The 18,894-nt window shown below is 37.0% G+C and carries 15 protein-coding genes; 13 read left to right on the forward strand and 2 right to left on the reverse strand.

From position 1 onward, the window contains the following. Positions 1 to 121: 121 nt before the first annotated feature. The 4 genes from ACQV18_RS04265 (at position 122) to ACQV18_RS04280 (ending at position 7,973) form a co-directional block, all read left to right on the forward strand. The gene (locus ACQV18_RS04265; protein WP_428892616.1) at positions 122 to 5,092 is read left to right on the forward strand and encodes a S8 family serine peptidase; all 4,971 of its coding nucleotides are present in this window, start codon (positions 122 to 124) and stop codon (positions 5,090 to 5,092) included. 124 nt (positions 5,093 to 5,216) lie between these two features. After that, positions 5,217 to 5,987 (forward strand): tRNA pseudouridine(38-40) synthase TruA, encoded by a 771-nt coding sequence (gene truA / locus ACQV18_RS04270; RefSeq protein WP_428892617.1) that lies wholly within the window; start codon positions 5,217 to 5,219, stop codon positions 5,985 to 5,987. Next, entirely contained in the window at positions 5,980 to 6,513 is a 534-nt protein-coding gene (locus tag ACQV18_RS04275) for a GNAT family N-acetyltransferase (RefSeq protein WP_428875094.1), read from the forward strand. The genes truA and ACQV18_RS04275 overlap by 8 nt, the downstream gene beginning before the upstream one ends. Then, complete coding sequence (locus tag ACQV18_RS04280; RefSeq protein WP_428892618.1) at positions 6,507 to 7,973, forward strand: phosphate:AMP phosphotransferase; 1,467 nt, start codon at positions 6,507 to 6,509, stop codon at positions 7,971 to 7,973. The genes ACQV18_RS04275 and ACQV18_RS04280 overlap by 7 nt, the downstream gene beginning before the upstream one ends. A gap of 79 nt (positions 7,974 to 8,052) precedes the next feature. On the opposite strand, the gene ACQV18_RS04285 is transcribed toward ACQV18_RS04280, so the two are convergent. Next, on the reverse strand, positions 8,053 to 9,297 hold the full coding sequence (locus ACQV18_RS04285) for a peptidase U32 family protein (protein WP_428873280.1): 1,245 nt from the start codon (positions 9,295 to 9,297) through the stop codon (positions 8,053 to 8,055). A 9-nt stretch (positions 9,298 to 9,306) separates the two neighbouring features. Beyond that, positions 9,307 to 10,227: a peptidase U32 family protein gene (locus ACQV18_RS04290; protein ID WP_428873281.1), complete on the reverse strand. Its 921-nt coding sequence runs from the start codon at positions 10,225 to 10,227 to the stop codon at positions 9,307 to 9,309. Between the two features lie 202 nt (positions 10,228 to 10,429). Between ACQV18_RS04290 and ACQV18_RS04295 the strand changes: the two genes are divergently transcribed. Genes ACQV18_RS04295 through ACQV18_RS04335 form a run of 9 tightly spaced genes read left to right on the forward strand, consistent with a single transcriptional unit; the run spans position 10,430 to position 18,860 of the window. Continuing rightward, on the forward strand, positions 10,430 to 10,750 hold the full coding sequence (locus tag ACQV18_RS04295; protein WP_428873282.1) for a hypothetical protein: 321 nt from the start codon (positions 10,430 to 10,432) through the stop codon (positions 10,748 to 10,750). Beyond that, complete coding sequence (locus ACQV18_RS04300) at positions 10,741 to 12,666, forward strand: V-type ATP synthase subunit I (protein ID WP_428873283.1); 1,926 nt, start codon at positions 10,741 to 10,743, stop codon at positions 12,664 to 12,666. Before ACQV18_RS04295 ends, ACQV18_RS04300 begins: the two co-directional genes overlap by 10 nt. Positions 12,667 to 12,683: 17 nt before the next feature. Continuing rightward, on the forward strand, positions 12,684 to 13,148 hold the full coding sequence (locus ACQV18_RS04305) for a V-type ATP synthase subunit K (RefSeq protein WP_428873344.1): 465 nt from the start codon (positions 12,684 to 12,686) through the stop codon (positions 13,146 to 13,148). A 12-nt stretch (positions 13,149 to 13,160) separates the two neighbouring features. Beyond that, on the forward strand, positions 13,161 to 13,739 hold the full coding sequence (locus tag ACQV18_RS04310; protein WP_428873284.1) for a hypothetical protein: 579 nt from the start codon (positions 13,161 to 13,163) through the stop codon (positions 13,737 to 13,739). Positions 13,740 to 13,751: 12 nt separating this feature from the next. Continuing rightward, entirely contained in the window at positions 13,752 to 14,762 is a 1,011-nt protein-coding gene (locus ACQV18_RS04315; RefSeq protein ID WP_428873286.1) for a V-type ATPase subunit, read from the forward strand. Then, positions 14,752 to 15,063, forward strand: a complete 312-nt coding sequence (locus tag ACQV18_RS04320; protein WP_258436826.1) for a V-type ATP synthase subunit F — start codon at positions 14,752 to 14,754, stop codon at positions 15,061 to 15,063. Before ACQV18_RS04315 ends, ACQV18_RS04320 begins: the two co-directional genes overlap by 11 nt. A 13-nt stretch (positions 15,064 to 15,076) precedes the next feature. Next, positions 15,077 to 16,858 carry a V-type ATP synthase subunit A gene (locus tag ACQV18_RS04325; protein ID WP_428873287.1) on the forward strand — a complete coding sequence of 594 codons (1,782 nt, stop codon included), beginning with the start codon at positions 15,077 to 15,079 and terminating at the stop codon, positions 16,856 to 16,858. Beyond that, on the forward strand, positions 16,851 to 18,227 hold the full coding sequence (locus ACQV18_RS04330) for a V-type ATP synthase subunit B (RefSeq protein WP_428873289.1): 1,377 nt from the start codon (positions 16,851 to 16,853) through the stop codon (positions 18,225 to 18,227). Before ACQV18_RS04325 ends, ACQV18_RS04330 begins: the two co-directional genes overlap by 8 nt. Positions 18,228 to 18,233: 6 nt before the next feature. Then, positions 18,234 to 18,860: a V-type ATP synthase subunit D gene (locus ACQV18_RS04335; protein WP_428873290.1), complete on the forward strand. Its 627-nt coding sequence runs from the start codon at positions 18,234 to 18,236 to the stop codon at positions 18,858 to 18,860. The last annotated feature ends 34 nt before the right edge of the window (positions 18,861 to 18,894 follow it).

Consider the following 18,894-nt stretch of genomic DNA (forward strand, 5'->3'; position numbering starts at 1 on the left):
CAATATTAAAATCAAGCCCTTACAATTTAATAAAACACTCATTTATTTCTTATATTCACTATCAAATTTAAAAAAAATCTGTTAAAATGTATCCATATGAAAACGTTTGAGGAGGAATTTTATGAATAATCGATTGAAGGTGCTTAGTTCTTGTGGGCTTGCGTTAATGATGATGGCACAGGCTAATCAAGTTAATGCTGAAGAACAAGAAGTAAAAGTGGATCAAGTTCAGCTTCAAGAAAACAGTCATCAACAGACTACTAGGGAGTCGGATCAAAAAGTTACCACGAATTCAGTGGAGGAAAAACAGCAAGCGAAAGAATTTTCAAATGAAAAATTGAAAGCGATTCCTAAAAAAGAGATCATAGAGACAAGTGAAATAGTGGAGACATCAACTTCAATTGAAAAAACTGAGACTATTGAAAACACTGAGATAGTTGAAACAAGCGAAACGGTTGAAACAAGTGAAGCTGTTGAAACAACAGTCTTAGAAGAAACAGCAGAGCCAACTAAAACAACAGAAGCTAAAGATGATGAAGCAGTAGCCGAAGATAAAGTTAAGATAATTGTGCGCACCAATAACCTAGCAGCTATTGATCGAGCAGACTATCGTGACGAGACACTCTATCAGTTAGCTATTAAAGAAAGTGAAGAAGAAGTAAAGAAAACCATCAAAGAAATTACTGATCTTCTCGCTGGTCAAGGGCTTACTTTAGAAGGTGAACAAGAATATTCAGCTTCATTTACAGGTTTCTCAGCTGTAGCTAACCAAGCTACAATTGATCAACTTAAGTCGATGACTCAAGTCTTGTCTGTAAATGTATCGCAAAGTTACACACGCCCAGTAGCCGAAGCTAATATGATTAATTCTGGTCCTTTAATTGGAATGGATTTATTAGCTGATTACCAAACAGAATATAAGGGTGAAAACATTGTTGTGTCAGTTATTGATACAGGCTTTGATCCTTATCATCGTGATTTCATTTTAGCTGATGATATCGAAAAACGTTATGATGAAACAGAAATGAATGAAATGATTCAAAAATTAGGATTACCAGGTAAATGGTACTCTAATAAAATTGCATATGGTTATAATTATGCTGACAATGTAGACACTTTACAGTCTAAAGATGAGCATGGAAACCACGTAGCTGGTACGATTGGAGCAAATGGTGACCCAGAAGAGGGTGGTATTCGTGGAATCGCGCCACATGTACAATTACTATTAATGAAAGCCTTCTCAGAAGATCAAGTAAACGCAACAGTTTATGAAGACATTTGGATGAAAGCGTTTGATGATTCGGTTAAATTAGGTGCTGATATCATTAATATGTCTCTAGGTATGTCAAGTGGCTTTAACATTATGGGTGATACTCCAATGGCAAAAGCCGTTCAAAACGCTCGCGATAAAGGAATTCTTCCAATGATTGCAGCAGGTAATGACCGTAACGCTACTTGGGGGACAGATTATACTCAACTAGGTAAAAATCCAGATAATAGCACGATGGGCTATCCAGCCAGTGTGGATCCTTCCATGTCGATTGCTTCATTCGATAACTTAAAAGAAATGAAACGCTATGTTCAAGTAAAAGCAGGAGAAGAAGTTAAATACTTCCCAGGCTCCTTTACCTATCCTGAAGGATTCAGTGAAGAATTACCACTTGTAGAATTTGGCAAAGGTAATGTAGAAGATTACGAACTGTATAAAGATACCAACAATGCAGAGGTCGATTTTACTGGGAAAATTGTTCTAGTCCAACGTGGGGATGCTTCATTTAATGAGAAATATCAGTTAGCTAGAGAACGCAATGCGGCAGGACTAATTATTTATGATAATTTAGAAAGCCCTTATACTATGGAAATGACAGGTTTAGAGAATTTAGATATTCCAATTATGTTTGTGACTAAGGAGTCTGGACAGAAGCTTAAGGAAATTGCTAGTTCTAATCAAGATGCCCTTTTCAAAATTTCTAAAGAACTACAAGCATTTGATGCTTTCACGGCAGGTAATCTCAGCGAGTTTTCTTCTTGGGGGCCTTCTACAGACTTACTATTAAAACCGGACATCGCCGGACCAGGTGGTTTCATTTATAGTTTAATGAGTGATGATCGTTATCAGAATATGTCGGGAACATCGATGGCAACACCTCACTTATCGGGCATGGCTGCTCTTGTAATGCAAAGACTTTATGATGAAGGTATTTTAGTCCGTAATGGGAAAGAAAAAGATCCATTACAGGATGACTTAGCAATGCTGATTTTAATGAATACAGCCGTTCCAAAGTTAAATACACTTGAAGAGGGTGCTTCTTATTACACTCCTATTCAACAAGGTGCAGGTCTTGCGAATATCAAAAAAGCCTTAGATAATCTTGTGACTGTTGTGGCAACTAATGAGACAGATACAAAAGAAGACGGAAAGCTTGAAATAAAAGAAGTTCAAGATCAATTTGTAGCTAATCTAAAATTGAAAAACTATGGTAAAGACGATCAGACCTATACTGTTTCTTATGTTTTATTAAAAGATAAGATTAATGAAGAAGGTCGCTATACAGAAACAACCGAAACGATTAAAGAAGAGAGTTTAGGTGAAATTACTGTTAAAGCTGGTCAAACAGCAACAATGGAACAAATCATTTCAACTATGGGTATCGATCAAAATCAATACGTCCAAGGATACTTCTTCTTCAAGCCAGTTGATTCTAAAGCCACTGAATTGTCATTGCCTTTCTTTGGTTTCAAGGGGGAATGGGATAAATTACCGATTATTGATGAAATGATTGATTTTGCCGACGCTAAAGATGTCAACTTCTTACCGATTGAATACGAGGATGGTGGTGTCGACAAAACAGCCTTTGTTCGTAAGCGTTTAGAACAGGGTTGGGATTACTTTAATGCATGGCGAGTTGAAGATGATAAGGTGATTTTTGTTAATAGTAATGAGAAAGATGGCTTTGAAAACAAAGTAACGCCGAAATTAGCTTTCTTACGTGACGCAGTCGATGTAACTTTCCACGTGGAAAATGCTGCTGGAGAAAAAATACGTGATCTTTCCATCATCAATCGTATGTTTAAAGTTGCTCGTTTATACCAAGATCAATATCGATTCTTACAAGATCCTTGGGGAACTGGCTGGGATTTCACCGATACATTTGGTGAGAAAGTAGATGAAGGTGAATATTATTATGTAATCGAAGCACAAATTGATGCGCCAGATGCTGAAAGACAGCGTTATGAGTATAAGTTTGTACTAGATAATAGTGATGCTATGTTAGAAGCCAAACGTGAACAAAACAAAGTAACTTTATCAGTAGAAGATAACTTATCTGGCATTTTTGCAGTAGAGGTTTATAGTGGCGATCAATTTGTATCTTGGCAAGAAGTTAATAAGAATGATAATCCACAATTACTAAAAGAAACATTTACAATTAATCTAGAAGAAGGTTTTGAAGATAAAGACTTAGATATTTGGGTATATGACAACGCTCGAAATATTAAACAATATCGCTTATTAGCCGATGGTACTTTAGAAGAAGTCGAAAGAGGATCTGATATTAAACCAGGAGAAGAACCAGAAGCAGAGGTAACTGAAGAGAACAAAGCTTATGGTGAGGCTCCGAGCAATCCAGAAGAATATATTGCAGAAAAAGGCTTAGATACAACCGACTTACCATCAATTGTTACTAATAGCCCTTGGTACTTCCAGCCATATGGTGAGTATCAAGAATTCATTGACCTTTCAGGTGAAATCTCAAATTATAATGAGCTTCATTATTTAGAGTATCGAGTGAGTGACGAAGACGGAAATATCATTATAGAAAATCACCCAGTCGCTTTTGAAGAAATAGAGGGTATGATCTACTTTAAGGAAGATATATCTACTGAGAAGTTAACCGAAAATAAAGTTTACAGTATTGAAATGATTGCTTATGTTAAGAGTCCTAACGATAAATTAGTTAAGCAGCAAGTGGCTCAAAGAATAAGACGAGATATTGAAGCGCCAAAACTTAAAGTTAACCAAGTCTTTGGTCCAGATAAGGATTTATTATACTTCGAGATCGACTTCAGTGATAACATGAACTATGTTGAATTATGGGCGGATAATGACATGATCGGTCGCGTAGATAAGACATTCGATTCACTATTAAATCCTATCCCAGTCGAAGGAAAAGTTTTATATACTATTCCTAAATCTAAGTTAGGAAAAGAGCTAACCTTTACTGTTTATGATGACTTTGGTAATGAAAGTGAAGCAACATCTATCCCAGTTCAATTAAGAGATTTAAAAGCTATTCCATTTAAAGTTGTGAAACGTTTTAATGCAGATTTAGCTGTGGGTGAAATGAACGTTGTCCAAGAAGGTCAAGAAGGAAAAGCTAATATCGATGAAGATGGTGAATTAGTTATTCTTATAGACGCGACTGATAAAGTTGTGGAATATGGTCCAGTAGAAATTGATTTTGAAACGGATAAAAAATCAGACTCTTATTTATTAGAAGGAATCGAATTAACTATTCAAGAAGGAGTTAAAGGGTTGTTGAATCCGTTAACCGGAGAAGTTATTCGTCCGGCTCAAACAGAGATCATTCTAATGGGTACTAAGGTAAATGATGAGCATTTAAGTCCGGAAGAACCATCCAGTCCAACTGATCCAACAAAACCAGAACAAGCAAAAGAAGACGAATTATCAGAAGAAATTAAAAACTTCAATGCTTACTTTGAAATGTTTAAATATAAGTTAAAGAATATCGAAGATTATCGTAAGCCTAAAGATTTTGATCTTAAGAAAGCTCAAGCTTTAGTGAATGAAATTGAGGCAAGTAACTTAAACGATTTAACAAAAGCTCAATTATTAGAATTGCAAAATCTTGTAATGGGATATTCTAAAGACTTGAAGCCTAAGGCTGGTTCAAGACCACAGCAAGGTGAAAGTTTTGATAAGAATCAAGGTGTAGGATCTGATGCTGAGGGCGCTAGCGTCTTACCAGCTACTGGAGAAACGAGTCAGCATGCTTATCCTATCGTAGCAACAATACTTTCCTTCTTAGGTTTAGGCAGCCTTGCGTATTCAAAGAAAAAATTAAAAGATTAATAACACATTACTTTTTTCTCTCTCATTCAAATTGAATGAGAGAGTTTTTTTGTTAGGCAACCATTAGCCTTTATAATGAAGAAAAGAATGTCTATAATTAAATGAGATGGAAAGGAGTGGGAGTTTGTCACGTTATGTAGCTAAAGTTCAATATGATGGAAGTCACTATCACGGTTATCAAATTCAAAAAAATGGTATATCTATTCAAGAGAAAATTGAAAATGCCTTGCTTCTTATTGCTAAAAAAAGCCCAGAAAACCCTATTAAAATTATAGGTTCCGGTCGAACAGATGCAGGGGTTCATGCCATGGGGCAAGTGATCCATTTTGATTTTCCTGCTTCGATTCCGGCTATCAATCTTTTGCGTGCTTTGAATTCTATTCTTGAAAAAGACATTCGTATTATTCAATGTAACCAGACGAAGATAGATTTTCATGCCCGCTACCATGCTATTGGAAAGTCCTATCGCTATCGCGTGGATACTCAAGCTTTCCCAGATCCTTTTAAACGAAATTTTACCACTCACCATGGTTATCCTTTTGAAATTGAGCGCATTCAAGAAGGTTTAGCTTATCTACAAGGAGAACACGATTTCACAAGTTTTTGCTCTACTAAAACAGATAAAGAGAATAAAGTGAGAAACTTATATGAAGTAAAGGCTAATCTAGACGTTCCTAATCAAGAGTTAGTTTTTGATTTTAAAGGGAACGGATTTTTATACAATATGATCCGTATTATTGTGGGAACTTCCCTTCAAATAGGTGACGGCCTTAAAGAACCTATCGAGATGCAACGACTTCTAGATATAAAAGATCGCAACCAGGCAGGTCCTACAGCGCCTCCACAAGGTTTATATTTAATGCATGTAGAATATGAGGAGGATCCTTTTGAGTAAGATAAAAAAAACAAGTGACTGGCAGGTTCGTCGAGTAGAATTAAAAGATATCGATAAGTTGCAAGCCATTTATGATCAAGCACGTCGATTTCAATTGGCTACTGGTAATCTCAATCAATGGATTGATGGCTATCCTGGCAGAGAGGTCATTCTAAATGATTATCGTTCAGCACATTCTTATATAGTAGAAGATAGGCTCGATCATGAAATATTAGCAGTGATGGCTTTGCTAGCAGGGGAAGACCCTACTTATAAAAACATTCAGGGACAGTGGCTGAATGATGAAGAGTATGTGACTATTCATCGACTAGCATCTTTACCATCAGCAAAAGGTAGTGGGCAAGCATTATTAGACTGGACCTTGGAACATTATTCGAATATCAGAATTGACACACATGAGGAAAATCAACCAATGAAACATATTTTAGCAAAGCTAGGATTTCAGTTTTGTGGCATTATTTTTTTAGAAAATGGCGATCCTAGAGATGCTTACCAATATTACAGAAAGAAGGAGAATCCATGTTAAAAGACTTTGATTTTGAAAAAATTGACCAACGCTTTGATAACTATAAAAGATCAGAGTTGGGTGAAAGGCTCGATCAATTACAACGAACAGTTAAAGGACTTGAAATTCCAGTTTTAATTTTAATTGATGGCTGGGAATCGGCAGGTAAAGGCTATGTGATCAACGATTTAACGCGTGAACTCGATCCACGTTATGTGAGAGTAGAAGTCTTTGACAAGGCCAATCAAATGGAAAAAGCGCATCCTTCTGTTTGGCGTTTTTGGCAAAAAATTCCCTCTAATCAAGAAATAGTTATCTATGATCGTTCCTTTTACTATCAAGTCTTTAATCATGATCAAAAAAATGATGAAAAACTAGAGCAGCGTGTTCGTGAATTAACAGAACTAGATAGTACTTTGATAAATAACGGTATGATTGTTATTAAGTTTTTCATAAATATAACGGAAAAAACACAAAAAAAACGCATCAAGAAACTTGAAGAGACAGTTGAAGGAAAGCATTTGTTATCTGAGGTAGACTATGAACAAAATAAAAACTACCAAGACCACCGAGAATGGTTTGAAAAGATTCTTACCCAAACTAATAATAAACGATCACCTTGGCATATCGTTGCAGCTGAGGACAAAAAATATGCTTCTAAAATGGTCTTAGGGACGGTAATTGATGAAATTCATCGTGGTATAGAACGGATCGTTCAGTGCCGGACTAGGGATGAAGCGATTAAAAGAGATCGTGATCAGGTTTACGATGTTCTTGACCAATTTGACTTAAGTAAGAGTCTTTCAAAAGATGATTACCACAAGGAGTTAGCTGACTTACAAGAGCAAGCGGCTAAATTGGTTTACCAATGCTATGATCAGAAAATCCCCATTGTTTTAGCCTTTGAAGGAATGGATGCAGCTGGTAAAGGTGGGGCAATTAAGCGGTTGACCCGGCACATTGATCCTCGTTCTTATAAAATATTTGGAATTAACGCACCAGACCCTATAGAAGAAAAATTTCATTATTTATGGCGTTTTCAAAAAGAAATGCCCGAAGATGGTCAGATGGTTATTTTTGATCGTTCTTGGTATGGGCGGGTCTTAGTTGAGAGGGTAGAAAATTTCACCCCTGAAAGAGATTGGGAACGCGCTTATGAAGAAATTAATCAAATGGAAAGAACCTTGGCCGACCACGGCACGGCTGTCATGAAGTTTTTCTTATATATTGATAGTCAAGAGCAATATGAAAGATTTGAAGATCGGGTAGAAGATCCAGCCAAAAACTATAAAATAACAGCTGAAGATTGGCGCAATCGTGAGAAAATGCCACAATATTTAGAGGCTATGAATGAAATGTTGATTCGCACAGATACCGAATATGCTCCTTGGTATATCGTAGCCAGCAATGATAAACGCTATGCCCGTATTCAAGTCTTGAAATACTTCATTGAGCACTTAGAAAAAATAATAGCTAAATAAAAGCAACTCTGAATGATACCTACCCTTTGACTGTTTATCCAGCAAAAGTGGTAGGTATCATCTATGAGTTGCTTTCGTTTTATTTTAAGTGTTTACGAAGCATATCGTGCTTAGCAACAGGTTGACTGACTTTCATAGTAACAATTTGCATAGCGTGAGGAGCCACTTCGATTTCAGCTCCTGTGTCATCCCACATTTGATCTAATGTTTCTTGATGACGGCGCATGCCAGGACCATAAAATTCAATGGTTTCACCAACTTTAAAGTTATTGCGTTGTTGAATAGTAGCGATGGTTGTATCAGGGTCATAATCTAAAACTTCCCCTATAAAGGAATACTCTGGTCGACGTCGACGCTTGCCAAACAATTGCTCTTTTTCACTTGGTGCGTCGTAATAAAAGCCAGTTGAAAGCTCGCGTTGAGCAATTTTCCATAATTCATCAGACCATTCTTTTTTTACTTCATAATTTTTAGGATCAGCAAAGAAGCTATCAATAGCCTTACGATAAACGTTAACAACGGTTGAGATATAATGGATGGATTTCATACGGCCTTCAATTTTCAGCGAATCAATCCCTGCCTCAATGATTTCAGGGATATGGTCTAACATCCCCATATCAACAGCTGACATCGAGAAAGGTTCTTTAATACCCGGTTCACCTGCCCCCACCATTACTTTTTGGTCCAACTCAGGCAGTTCGAATAAGCCATAGTGCCAACGACAAGATTGACAACAGCCGCCTCGATTAGCGTCACGATTAGCCATATGGTTGGAGAGAGTACAACGACCGGAATAAGATATACACATAGCACCATGAATAAAAGCTTCGATTTCTACATCCGTATTAGCACGGATTTCTTTAATTTCTGCCATAGAGACCTCACGTCCTAAAACGCAACGTGTCAGTCCGGCTTCCTGCCAAAAGTTCAAGGTTTCATAATTGACAGCTGATTGCTGGGTGGAAAGGTGAATGTCTAGTCCCGGAGCTTCACTGGCACATATTTGCATAAGAGTCGGATCAGACACAATGACCGCATCAATGCCAATATCCCTTACTTGCCGGAAAAAATCACCAGCACCTATCTCATCATTTTCATGAGTAACCATATTAGCAGCGACATATACCTTCGCATCTCTTGCATGGGCAAAAGCGACTCCCTCAGCCATATCCTCAAAAGAAAAATTACCGGCTCTTTTACGAAGTCCGTAATCATTACCGCCAATATATACTGCATCTGCTCCATAGTGAATCGCAGTTTTTAGTTTTTCGAGCGTTCCTGCGGGTGCTAATAATTCTGGTTTTTTAAAAGTTAAGTTTTCCATAAGCGCCTCCTATTGTACCTGGTCTGCTTCATATAAGAAGAAACCTGTACCCAATTCCCGATTTTTAGTGTGATATTGTTCAACCGCTACACGATGTAGTTTTAGTCCTTCTAAAGTCACTTGGTCTTGTTCAATTAATTCCTTCACACGTATAAAATGTCTTGCGACTTGTTTGAACGCTTCTTCGGGTGTAAATAATCCATCTAAATACCAATGCGTTTGTTGAACATTTGCTAAATCGGGTAAATATTCAATTAAATTTAAATCTTTATTGGCAAAGATATGTGTACCGTGTTGATCGGTGTAGATCGAATAATGGCTATCCTTTTTATTAGGCTCAGACAAGAAAAGATCACGATCGGTTAACTCCTCAACATCCTTATGAATATAGTTAAAGTAATTATTCAATAAGCGTCTTCGACTTTGATGAATACAAGTAGAGCCATAGACTTGATAAACAAGAGGAATTTGACTTTCAGCTAACATATCCTTTAATTCAACAAATGGCACTTCACTTGCGACAAAGGCTCTCTTTGCGCCATATTTGGCCCAAAAATTTACTTGACCGGATGAGGTCATTAAAACAGAAGCATTATAAATATATGGTAAGTAGAGGTCTTCATCTTTAAGAATTTGAATTAAGCCAGTATCGCCAACCATAATTTGGTCTGCACCGATTTCTTTGATCTTCTTTAGAAAAGATCGTGCTTGCTTAATTTGTTCATTATGCAAAATAGCATTCATGGCAATGATGACTTCTTTTTTGTATTGGTGGGCGTAATCGATAACCTCTTTCATTTCGTCAAAGGAGAAATAAGCCGGCAAGCGCAAACCAAATACTTCCTCACCAATAACAACTTGATCGATCCCAAGATCGATTAGTTTTTTGGCTTGTCCTATCGATTCAGCTGTTGCAATCAACTTGATCATTAGAACCCTTCTTTCTAATCGTTATTTTATTCATCTATCAATTATATACGAGTAAACAGAGATAATAAACAGCATTTTAATACATAGTAACTTTTTCACAAACTAAATAATATTGGAAACGGAATCAAAATTCATGTTATAATATCAGTGTCGCTAATTATTTATTTCCTATTTGAAATAGGAAAAGAAGGGTGGTGAACGAATGGCAAATTTAATTGAGACAGTTAACGAATTAGAGGCATTAAGTGCTGAAAAAGTTGCTGATTATCAAAAAAAATTGCAAGAAATGCAAGAAAACTTTGAAGATCAAAAACTCACATTTAAAAGGCAGGTTGATTCGGAATTCGCTCAATTTAAACAAACGACTAAAGAAAAATATAATCATCAATTTCTTGAGGTTGAAAATGACTTAAGAAATGAAAATCAATTGTCGGTTGTTCAAATTGAATCCGATATTGCTAACCGCCGTGAGGATTTGACGCAAAAAATTGCTGAAAAGGTGGTGAAAGAAATATGGCAATAGCTAAAATGGCTAAGGTTTTAGCAATTGTTGAGAAAGAAAATCGTGACGACTTGATGCAGGCATTTCAAAAAATGCAAAACATTCAAGTGAAGACAATTAACTCTGAATTGTTGGACCAAGAGCCAAAAATGGAATCAAAACAACTGACAGAATATCTCGATCAGTTAGAAAATGTCCGATCAGCAAAAAAATATTTAGAAAGTTATCTAACAGCTGAATCCTTTAAAGACAAGTATCTAACGCCATTACCAGAAATGAGTATGGCTGAAATTGAAGAAAGTCAAATGGATGAGCAAGCCAAGAAGATTACTGATAAAGTATGGGAAAAGAAAAAGATGCTAGAAGAAATTGATTCCCAAATTCAAATTTGCGAGAATGAAGCCGATTTTTATCATAAGTGGCGCAATCTAAAAGCACTTCCAGATTACGCTAAAGATTATCGCTATACACGCTTGTTATTAGGGACAATTCCTCAAACAGCGGATAATGAATATTACAATGCTTTGAAAGAAGAAGACCGAATTGCACTGGAAGAGGTCTATCAGTCTAAAGAAGAAATTGGCCTGGCAGTTGCTTTTGATAAGGATGATGCCTTCGAAGTGAATCAATTTCTTAATCAAAACCGCTTCCAGATCTTAGATTATCGCTTCAAAGACCTTCCGGTTAAACTGCTAGAAGAATCCCATATAGAAGCGGAAAACTTAAGAAACAAAGCCAGAGATCTAAGAAAAGAATTGGGAAGTTTCAGACAAGAATATAACCAATTAAAAATCGCTGAAGAAGTTTTTTATGCCAAAGTAGAAAGACAAAAAGCAACAGAATTAGGATTAAACAAAGGGGAGTTGTTCGCTCTAGAAGGTTGGATTGAAGAGCAACAAGCTCAAGCAAGCTTAGAAGAAGTTATAAAAGCGCTAAATGGAGAAGTTTATTTAGACTATGTGACACCAACTGAAGAAGAAAGCGAAGAAGTACCCATTCAATTAAAAAATCACCCTTTGGTTGAACCTTTTGAAACAGTTACTTCAATGTATGGTCTACCTGGATATAAGGGGTTTGACCCGACATCCTCTTTAACGCCTTATTATTGGACATTCTTTGGAATGATGATTGCCGATTTAGGTTATGGAATTTTACTCTGGTTAGGAACCTTTATCCCATTAAAATTCTTTACGATCGATAAAGGGATGAAAAAAAACATACGTTTCTTCCATCTCTTATCATATGCTGTTTTGCTATGGGGCTTAATTTACGGGTCGTTTTTTGGTGAATCCTTGCCTTTCAAGTTGCTATCACCTACTGAAGACGTCATTCAGGTATTGGCCTTGTCGATTGGTTTAGGATTTATCCAAATCATTCATGGACTCATCCTAAACACACTCCTAAATTGGGAAAGTAATCGATTAGATGCAATTAAGGATGGACTATCATGGATTATCATGCTATTTGGCTTTTTAATTGCAGTCCTTGGACCAATGTTATTAAACATTGAAAGTCTACAACAATTAGGCCTATATTTAGCTGGGTTTGCAGCCATAACAATTTTGGTAGTAGCTATTATTAAAAGTAAAAATAAATTTGCCGGTTTCGGAGCCGGTTTATACGATTTGTATGGCATCTCTTCTTATTTAGGAGATTTAGTATCGTATAGTCGACTAATGGCCCTTGGTATAGCTGGAGGATCAATTGCCTTAGCCTTTAATATTTTGGTGGCATATTTACCTCCTGCAGCAAGATTTTCAGTGGGTATTCTATTAATCATTGCTTTACAGTTATTTAACTTTGGCTTAACGGTCTTAAGTGCTTATGTTCACTCTGCACGTTTAATCTTCGTTGAGTTCTTCGGTAAATTCTATGAAGCTGGGGGTCAAGCCTTTGCCCCATTAAAATACTTAGGCAAATACATTAATATTAAATAAATTTACTAGGAGGTAATATAATGGAATTTTTACAAGAGTATGGTGGTTATTTATTCGCCGTTTTAGGGATAGCAGTGGCAGTTATTTTCTCAGGTTTTGGTTCAGCTAATGGGGTTGGTACTGCAGGTACATCCGCTGCAGCTTTAACTAAAGATCAACCTGAAAAATTCGTTCAATCTTTAATCTTACAGTTACTACCAGGTACACAAGGCCTTTATGGATTTGCGATTGGCTTCTTAATTTTCTTACAGTTACAACAAGGCATGGAACTACAAACAGGACTTAATCTATTAATTGCTGCTATGCCTGTTGGTTTTGTAGGTTGGGTATCAGGTATTCACCAAGGTAAAGTAGCTGCAGCAGGTATGCAGATTTTGGCTAAACGTCCTGAAAAAGTTATTAATGCAATTATTTATTCAGTAATGGTTGAAACTTATGCAATTTTAGCATTCGTATTCTCATTCTTACTTGTTCAAGGATAGGAGGTCAAACTTGTGGGAAACATTGAAACTTTACAAAATAAAATCTTAGGGAAAGTTCAAGCCACAGGTGAAGCACAAGTTCAAGATCTTCAAAATGAGTTGTCCCAAGCAATGGACGATTACAAAAATCGGATTAATAAACAATTTGAGCATGATAAAGAAAACTTTATTCGTAAGCAAGAGCAACAATTTGAAATTCGTAAGCAATCATTGGCTAATGAATTGCGCAACTCACAGCTTACTCATAAGCAAAAATTATTAGAAGAAATTATCCAAGACGTTCCTGAAGAAATAAACCATTCGATAGCTAATAATTTGGGTCAAATGATTCAAGCGGCAATGCAAAAGTTGGATTCAAATCAAGCTTTTGAACTAAGAATCGGTGAAAAATCACGTCAATTTATTTCTGATGATCAAGCGAATAAATTTCATGCAGATTATAATATGATGCAATGGGGCGAAAACGTTGCGGATAAATCTGGTTTTATTCTTACCCAAAAAGGGATGAATATGAATTATTTATTTGAAGATATTATTAATGAACTGAAGCCTCAACTGCTTATTGAACTTGAAAAACAACTGAAAGCATAAGGGGGGCTTATAATGAAAGAATTAGAGTATGCTGGTTTAAATACGACCCTGCGCCTCTATGAAGCTCAACTTCTCAGTCAATCAGACTATGAAACGTTATTACAAATGGACCATTCTGATGCTGTTTTAGACTACTTAGGTAAGACGGCTTATTCTATTCCGGAGGAAGTGCGTTTAAATCGTAGTTTTGAGCCAATCATTCAACAACGTTTGGTTTATGTATATGAAGAATTACTTGAGGCATCACCTGATAGGCGTATAATCGAAATCTTCTCATTAAGATATACTTATCATAATTTGAAGCTTTTAATTAAAGAAAAATATCTGGATGAAGATTTGTCTCATTTGTACATTCCGATTGGCAGTTTTTCAAAAGAGGAACTTGCTCAAGTTGTGTCTACAAAAGGACAAAATGAAGACCTTCATCCTGTATTAGAAGAAGCTGTCTATGACGCTATCACAGCAGTAGAAGACACAGGCGATACCCATTCGATTGATGTCATTTTGGATACAGCTTATCTAAGACATATCCGATCTCATGCCGATGCAATGAAGCATGAAGAACTCAGTCGATTTGTAAAAATGAAAATTGATTTTCAAAATTTATTAACTTTTGTCCGTGCTTTTAAACAAGGTCAAAGTACATCATTTATTTTCACCTCTTTATCAAGTCAAGGGGCAGTGAGTCGTGATGATATCATTGAAAATTGGCGAGAAAAAGATTTGAACGGTTTAGTTGAAACTTATCAAACAGCTGAATACATGATTAATTTAGACCCTGTTTGGGATCAATTGAATGATGAAAAGGTTAACCCAACTGAACTAAATGCTTTAATTCAAGGCGAGTTTAGTCGGATTTTAAGATCATTCTCATTTGATGCCTTCGGGCCGATGCCAGTACTTACTTATCTATATTTCTTGGAAAATGAGAGTGACAACGTACGCCTCATCTTAATTGGGAAAGAAAATAATTTAGACAATCAACTAATTAAAGAAAGGATGCGACCTATTCATGGCATATAAAATAGCAGTAATCGGTAACCGTGACGTCGTATTAGCCTTTAAACTATTAGGATTTGAAGTCTATCCAGCAAGTAGTGGCGAGGAAGCTAGAAAAATTCTACACGATTTAAAAGAAGAAAATATTGGTGTCGTATTATTGACAGAAAATCTAGCTCATGAAATACCCGATACGATTAGTCACTTTGACACTTTACCAACCCCTGCGGTTATTCTAATTCCAACTCATAAAGGATCTCTTGGAATAGGTAAAGCCAAAGTCAATGACAACGTTGAAAAAGCAATCGGACAGAACATATTATAAAAGGAGGAAAAAAATGACAACTGGAATTATTCAAGAAATTTCAGGACCTTTAGTGAAGGCTAAAGGAATGAAAGACTCCTCAATTCGTGAAATTGTTTTGGTTGGAGAAATGCAACTTACTGGCGAAATTATTGAAATGCACCAAGACGTTGCATCCATTCAAGTATACGAAGAGACCTCGATGTTGAAACCGGGCGAAATCGTAAGACCTACAGGACATCCTCTTTCAGTTGAATTAGGACCAGGTCTATTAACCAAGATGTTTGATGGGATTCAAAGACCATTAGAAGATTTCATGCAAAAAACAGAGAGTAATTTTTTAGTAAGAGGAAGTAACATTGATGTTTTAGATCGTGACAAGGTTTGGGAATTTGAAGCCCGTAAAGCAGTGGGTGACCATGTGGTAGCTGGCGATATTATTGGGGTCGTTCAAGAAACCAAAATTATTGAGCACCGCATTATGGTTCCTGTTGGCATTGAAGGAACAATTAAATCCATCGAATCTGGCTCTTTCAAAATTGAAGATACCGTTTGTGTGGTTGAAACAGAATCAGGCGAACATGAATTAAATATGGTTCAAAAATGGCCGGTTCGTTTGGGACGCCCTTATAAAGCTAAATCAACTCCCAAAGCACCACTAAAGACAGGACAACGTGTAATTGATACATTCTTCCCAATCACTAAGGGTGGGGTAGCTGCTGTTCCTGGACCTTTCGGGGCTGGAAAAACGGTCGTTCAGCACCAAATCGCTAAGTATGCTGATGTTGACGTAGTGGTTTACGTAGGATGTGGTGAACGTGGAAATGAGATGACGGACGTTATTAACGAGTTTCCAGAATTAATTGATCCTAAAACGGGCGAGTCTATCATGCAACGTACTATTTTAATTGCTAACACTTCCAATATGCCGGTGGCGGCTCGTGAAGCTTCAATCTATACAGGTATCACTATTGCGGAATACTTCCGTGATATGGGCTATTCAGTGGCCATCATGGCGGATTCTACTTCACGTTGGGCAGAAGCATTACGTGAAATGTCAGGACGTATGGAAGAGATGCCAGGGGATGAAGGTTATCCAGCTTATTTAGGTTCACGTATTGCAGAATACTATGAGCGTGCCGGCTTGGTCCAAGTATTGGGATCAGATGAGCGCGTTGGTTCAGTTTCTGCCATTGGAGCGGTTTCACCTCCAGGTGGGGATACTTCAGAACCCGTTACCCAAAACACTTTACGTATCGTAAAAGTATTCTGGAGTTTAGATTCTAAACTTTCACAACAACGTCACTTCCCAGCTATTAACTGGCTAGATTCTTATTCTCAATATTCAACCGATGTTCAAGCACATAATGATGAACACATTGACCCAAGTTGGGGTGAGAAAGTACGTCATTGCTTATCACTTCTTCAAGAAGAATCAAGCTTGCAAGAAATTGTTCGTTTGGTTGGTTTAGATTCACTTTCTGAAAAAGATAAATTAACGCTTGCCATCGCAGGGATGATTCGTGAAGACTTCTTACAACAAAATGCTTTTGACGATGTTGATACGACAACCTCTGAAGAAAAACAATTGAAATTATTGAATTTAATTATTGATTTTGAAATTGAGGCAAGAGAAGCAATGAAACTGGGTGCTTACTATAATGAAATTATGGAAGGTACTCAAGAAGTTCGTGAGCAAATTGCTCGAGCTAAATTTATTCCAGAAGAAGAAATTCACCGCTTGGATGAGATTGATCAGCAAATTGCTACCTACATGAAACAAGTATTAGAACAAGGAGGTGGAGCAAATGCTTAAGGAATATACAAATATTTCTGACCTATATGGTCCTTTGATGATTGTAGATGGCGTCGAAGATATAGCCTATGACGAACTAGTTGAAATTGAGCTCCACGATGGTGAAATTCGTATGGGTCAGGTGTTAGAAGCTAAAGAGGGTAAAGCCGTTGTTCAAATCTATGGTGGTACTTCTTCAATGAAGCTATCCAATATTAAAGCGCGTTTTAAAGGCAAGCCCTTAGAATTTGCTTTATCCGAAGATATTGTGGGACGCATCTTTGACGGTATGGGTAATGTGATGGATGGCGGACCGCAAATCATTCCTGAAAAGTTTGCTGATATCAATGGTCAAGCGATTAACCCAATGGCGCGTGACTATCCGGATGAATTTATTCAAACAGGTATTTCAACCATCGACCATTTGAATACACTGGTTCGTGGACAAAAACTACCCGTTTTCTCTGGTTCTGGTTTGCCGCATAAAGAGTTAGCAGCCCAAATTGCACGTCAAGCAACTGTTTTAAACTCTGATGAAAATTTTGCAGTTGTCTTTGCAGCCATGGGAATTACTTATGATGAGGCTGAATACTTTATGGATTCTTTCCGTGAAACCGGTGCAATCGATCGTTCAGTAATGTTTGTTAACCTAGCTAATGACCCAGCAATTGAGCGGTTAGCGACTCCAAAAATCGCCTTAACTGCTGCCGAATACTTGGCTTTTGAAAAAGATATGCACGTTTTAGTTATCATGACAGACATGACGAACTATTGTGAGGCCTTACGTGAAGTGTCAGCAGCCCGTCGTGAGGTACCAGGCCGTCGTGGCTATCCAGGTTACTTATATACCAACCTATCTACACTCTATGAACGCGCAGGACGTTTAGTAGGATCTAAGGGATCGGTTACTCAAATCCCAATTCTTACCATGCCTGAAGATGATATTACTCATCCAATCCCTGACTTAACCGGTTATATTACTGAAGGACAGATCATCTTAGACCGTTCATTAGATAACCAAGGTATTAAGCCGCCCATTAATGTTCTTCCTTCCTTATCGCGTTTGAAGGATAAGGGAACCGGTGAAGGAAAAACACGTGAAGATCATGCACCGACAATGAACCAGCTATTTGCAGCTTATGCCAAAGGTAAAGAAGCAAAAGAATTAGCGATTGTATTGGGTGAGTCAGCCCTTTCAGATATCGATAAACAGTATGTTAAATTTACTGATGAATTCGAGAAACGCTATGTTAACCAAGGCTTTGATAAGAACCGTGACATCTTTGAGTCGCTTGATATTGCCTGGGACTTATTAAAGATTTTACCGAAGAGCGAATTGAAACGGATCAAGGATCCAATGATCGAGCAATACTTACCGAAAGGAGAGTAATGCACTATGGCAAACGTATTAGGGGTAAAGCCCACCCGGATGGAGCTGTCAGCTTTAAAGAGTACGCACGCACTGGCTAGTCGCGGGCATAAGTTACTTAAAGATAAGCAAGATGAATTGATGCGCCATTTTATTGATTTGATTCGTAAAAACAATGAACTAAGAGATCAAGTGGAAGCAGAACTTTCAAATGCCTTACAATCATTTGTATTAGCGAAGTCTTTAATGAGCGATCATTTTATTGAAGAGATAGCGGCCATTTCAGGTGAAAACATTGATCTTTCAATTGACCTTAAAAATATTATGAGTGTCAATGTTCCTAAAATGGATTTTAATTTAGATGATGATATTGATGATGAGCCTTTACGCTATGGTTATTTGAATTCCAATGCGGAATTAGATGAAGCTTTAGAAGGTTTAAGGTCCATTTTGCCCAAGTTATTAGATTTAGTCGAAATTGAAAAGACTTGTCAGCTTTTAGCCGATGAAATCGAAAAAACAAGAAGACGTGTTAACGCTCTTGAATATCGAATGATTCCGGATACCGAAGAGACAATCAACTATATTTCAATGAAGTTAGAAGAAAATGAGCGAGCAAGTATCACTCGTATGATGAAGGTTAAAGATCTATAATTAGTAGAAAGATTAATAAATTAGTCTTATGAAA

The organism is Facklamia sp. P9177 (assembly GCF_050409585.1).
Lineage (GTDB): Bacteria > Bacillota > Bacilli > Lactobacillales > Aerococcaceae > Facklamia.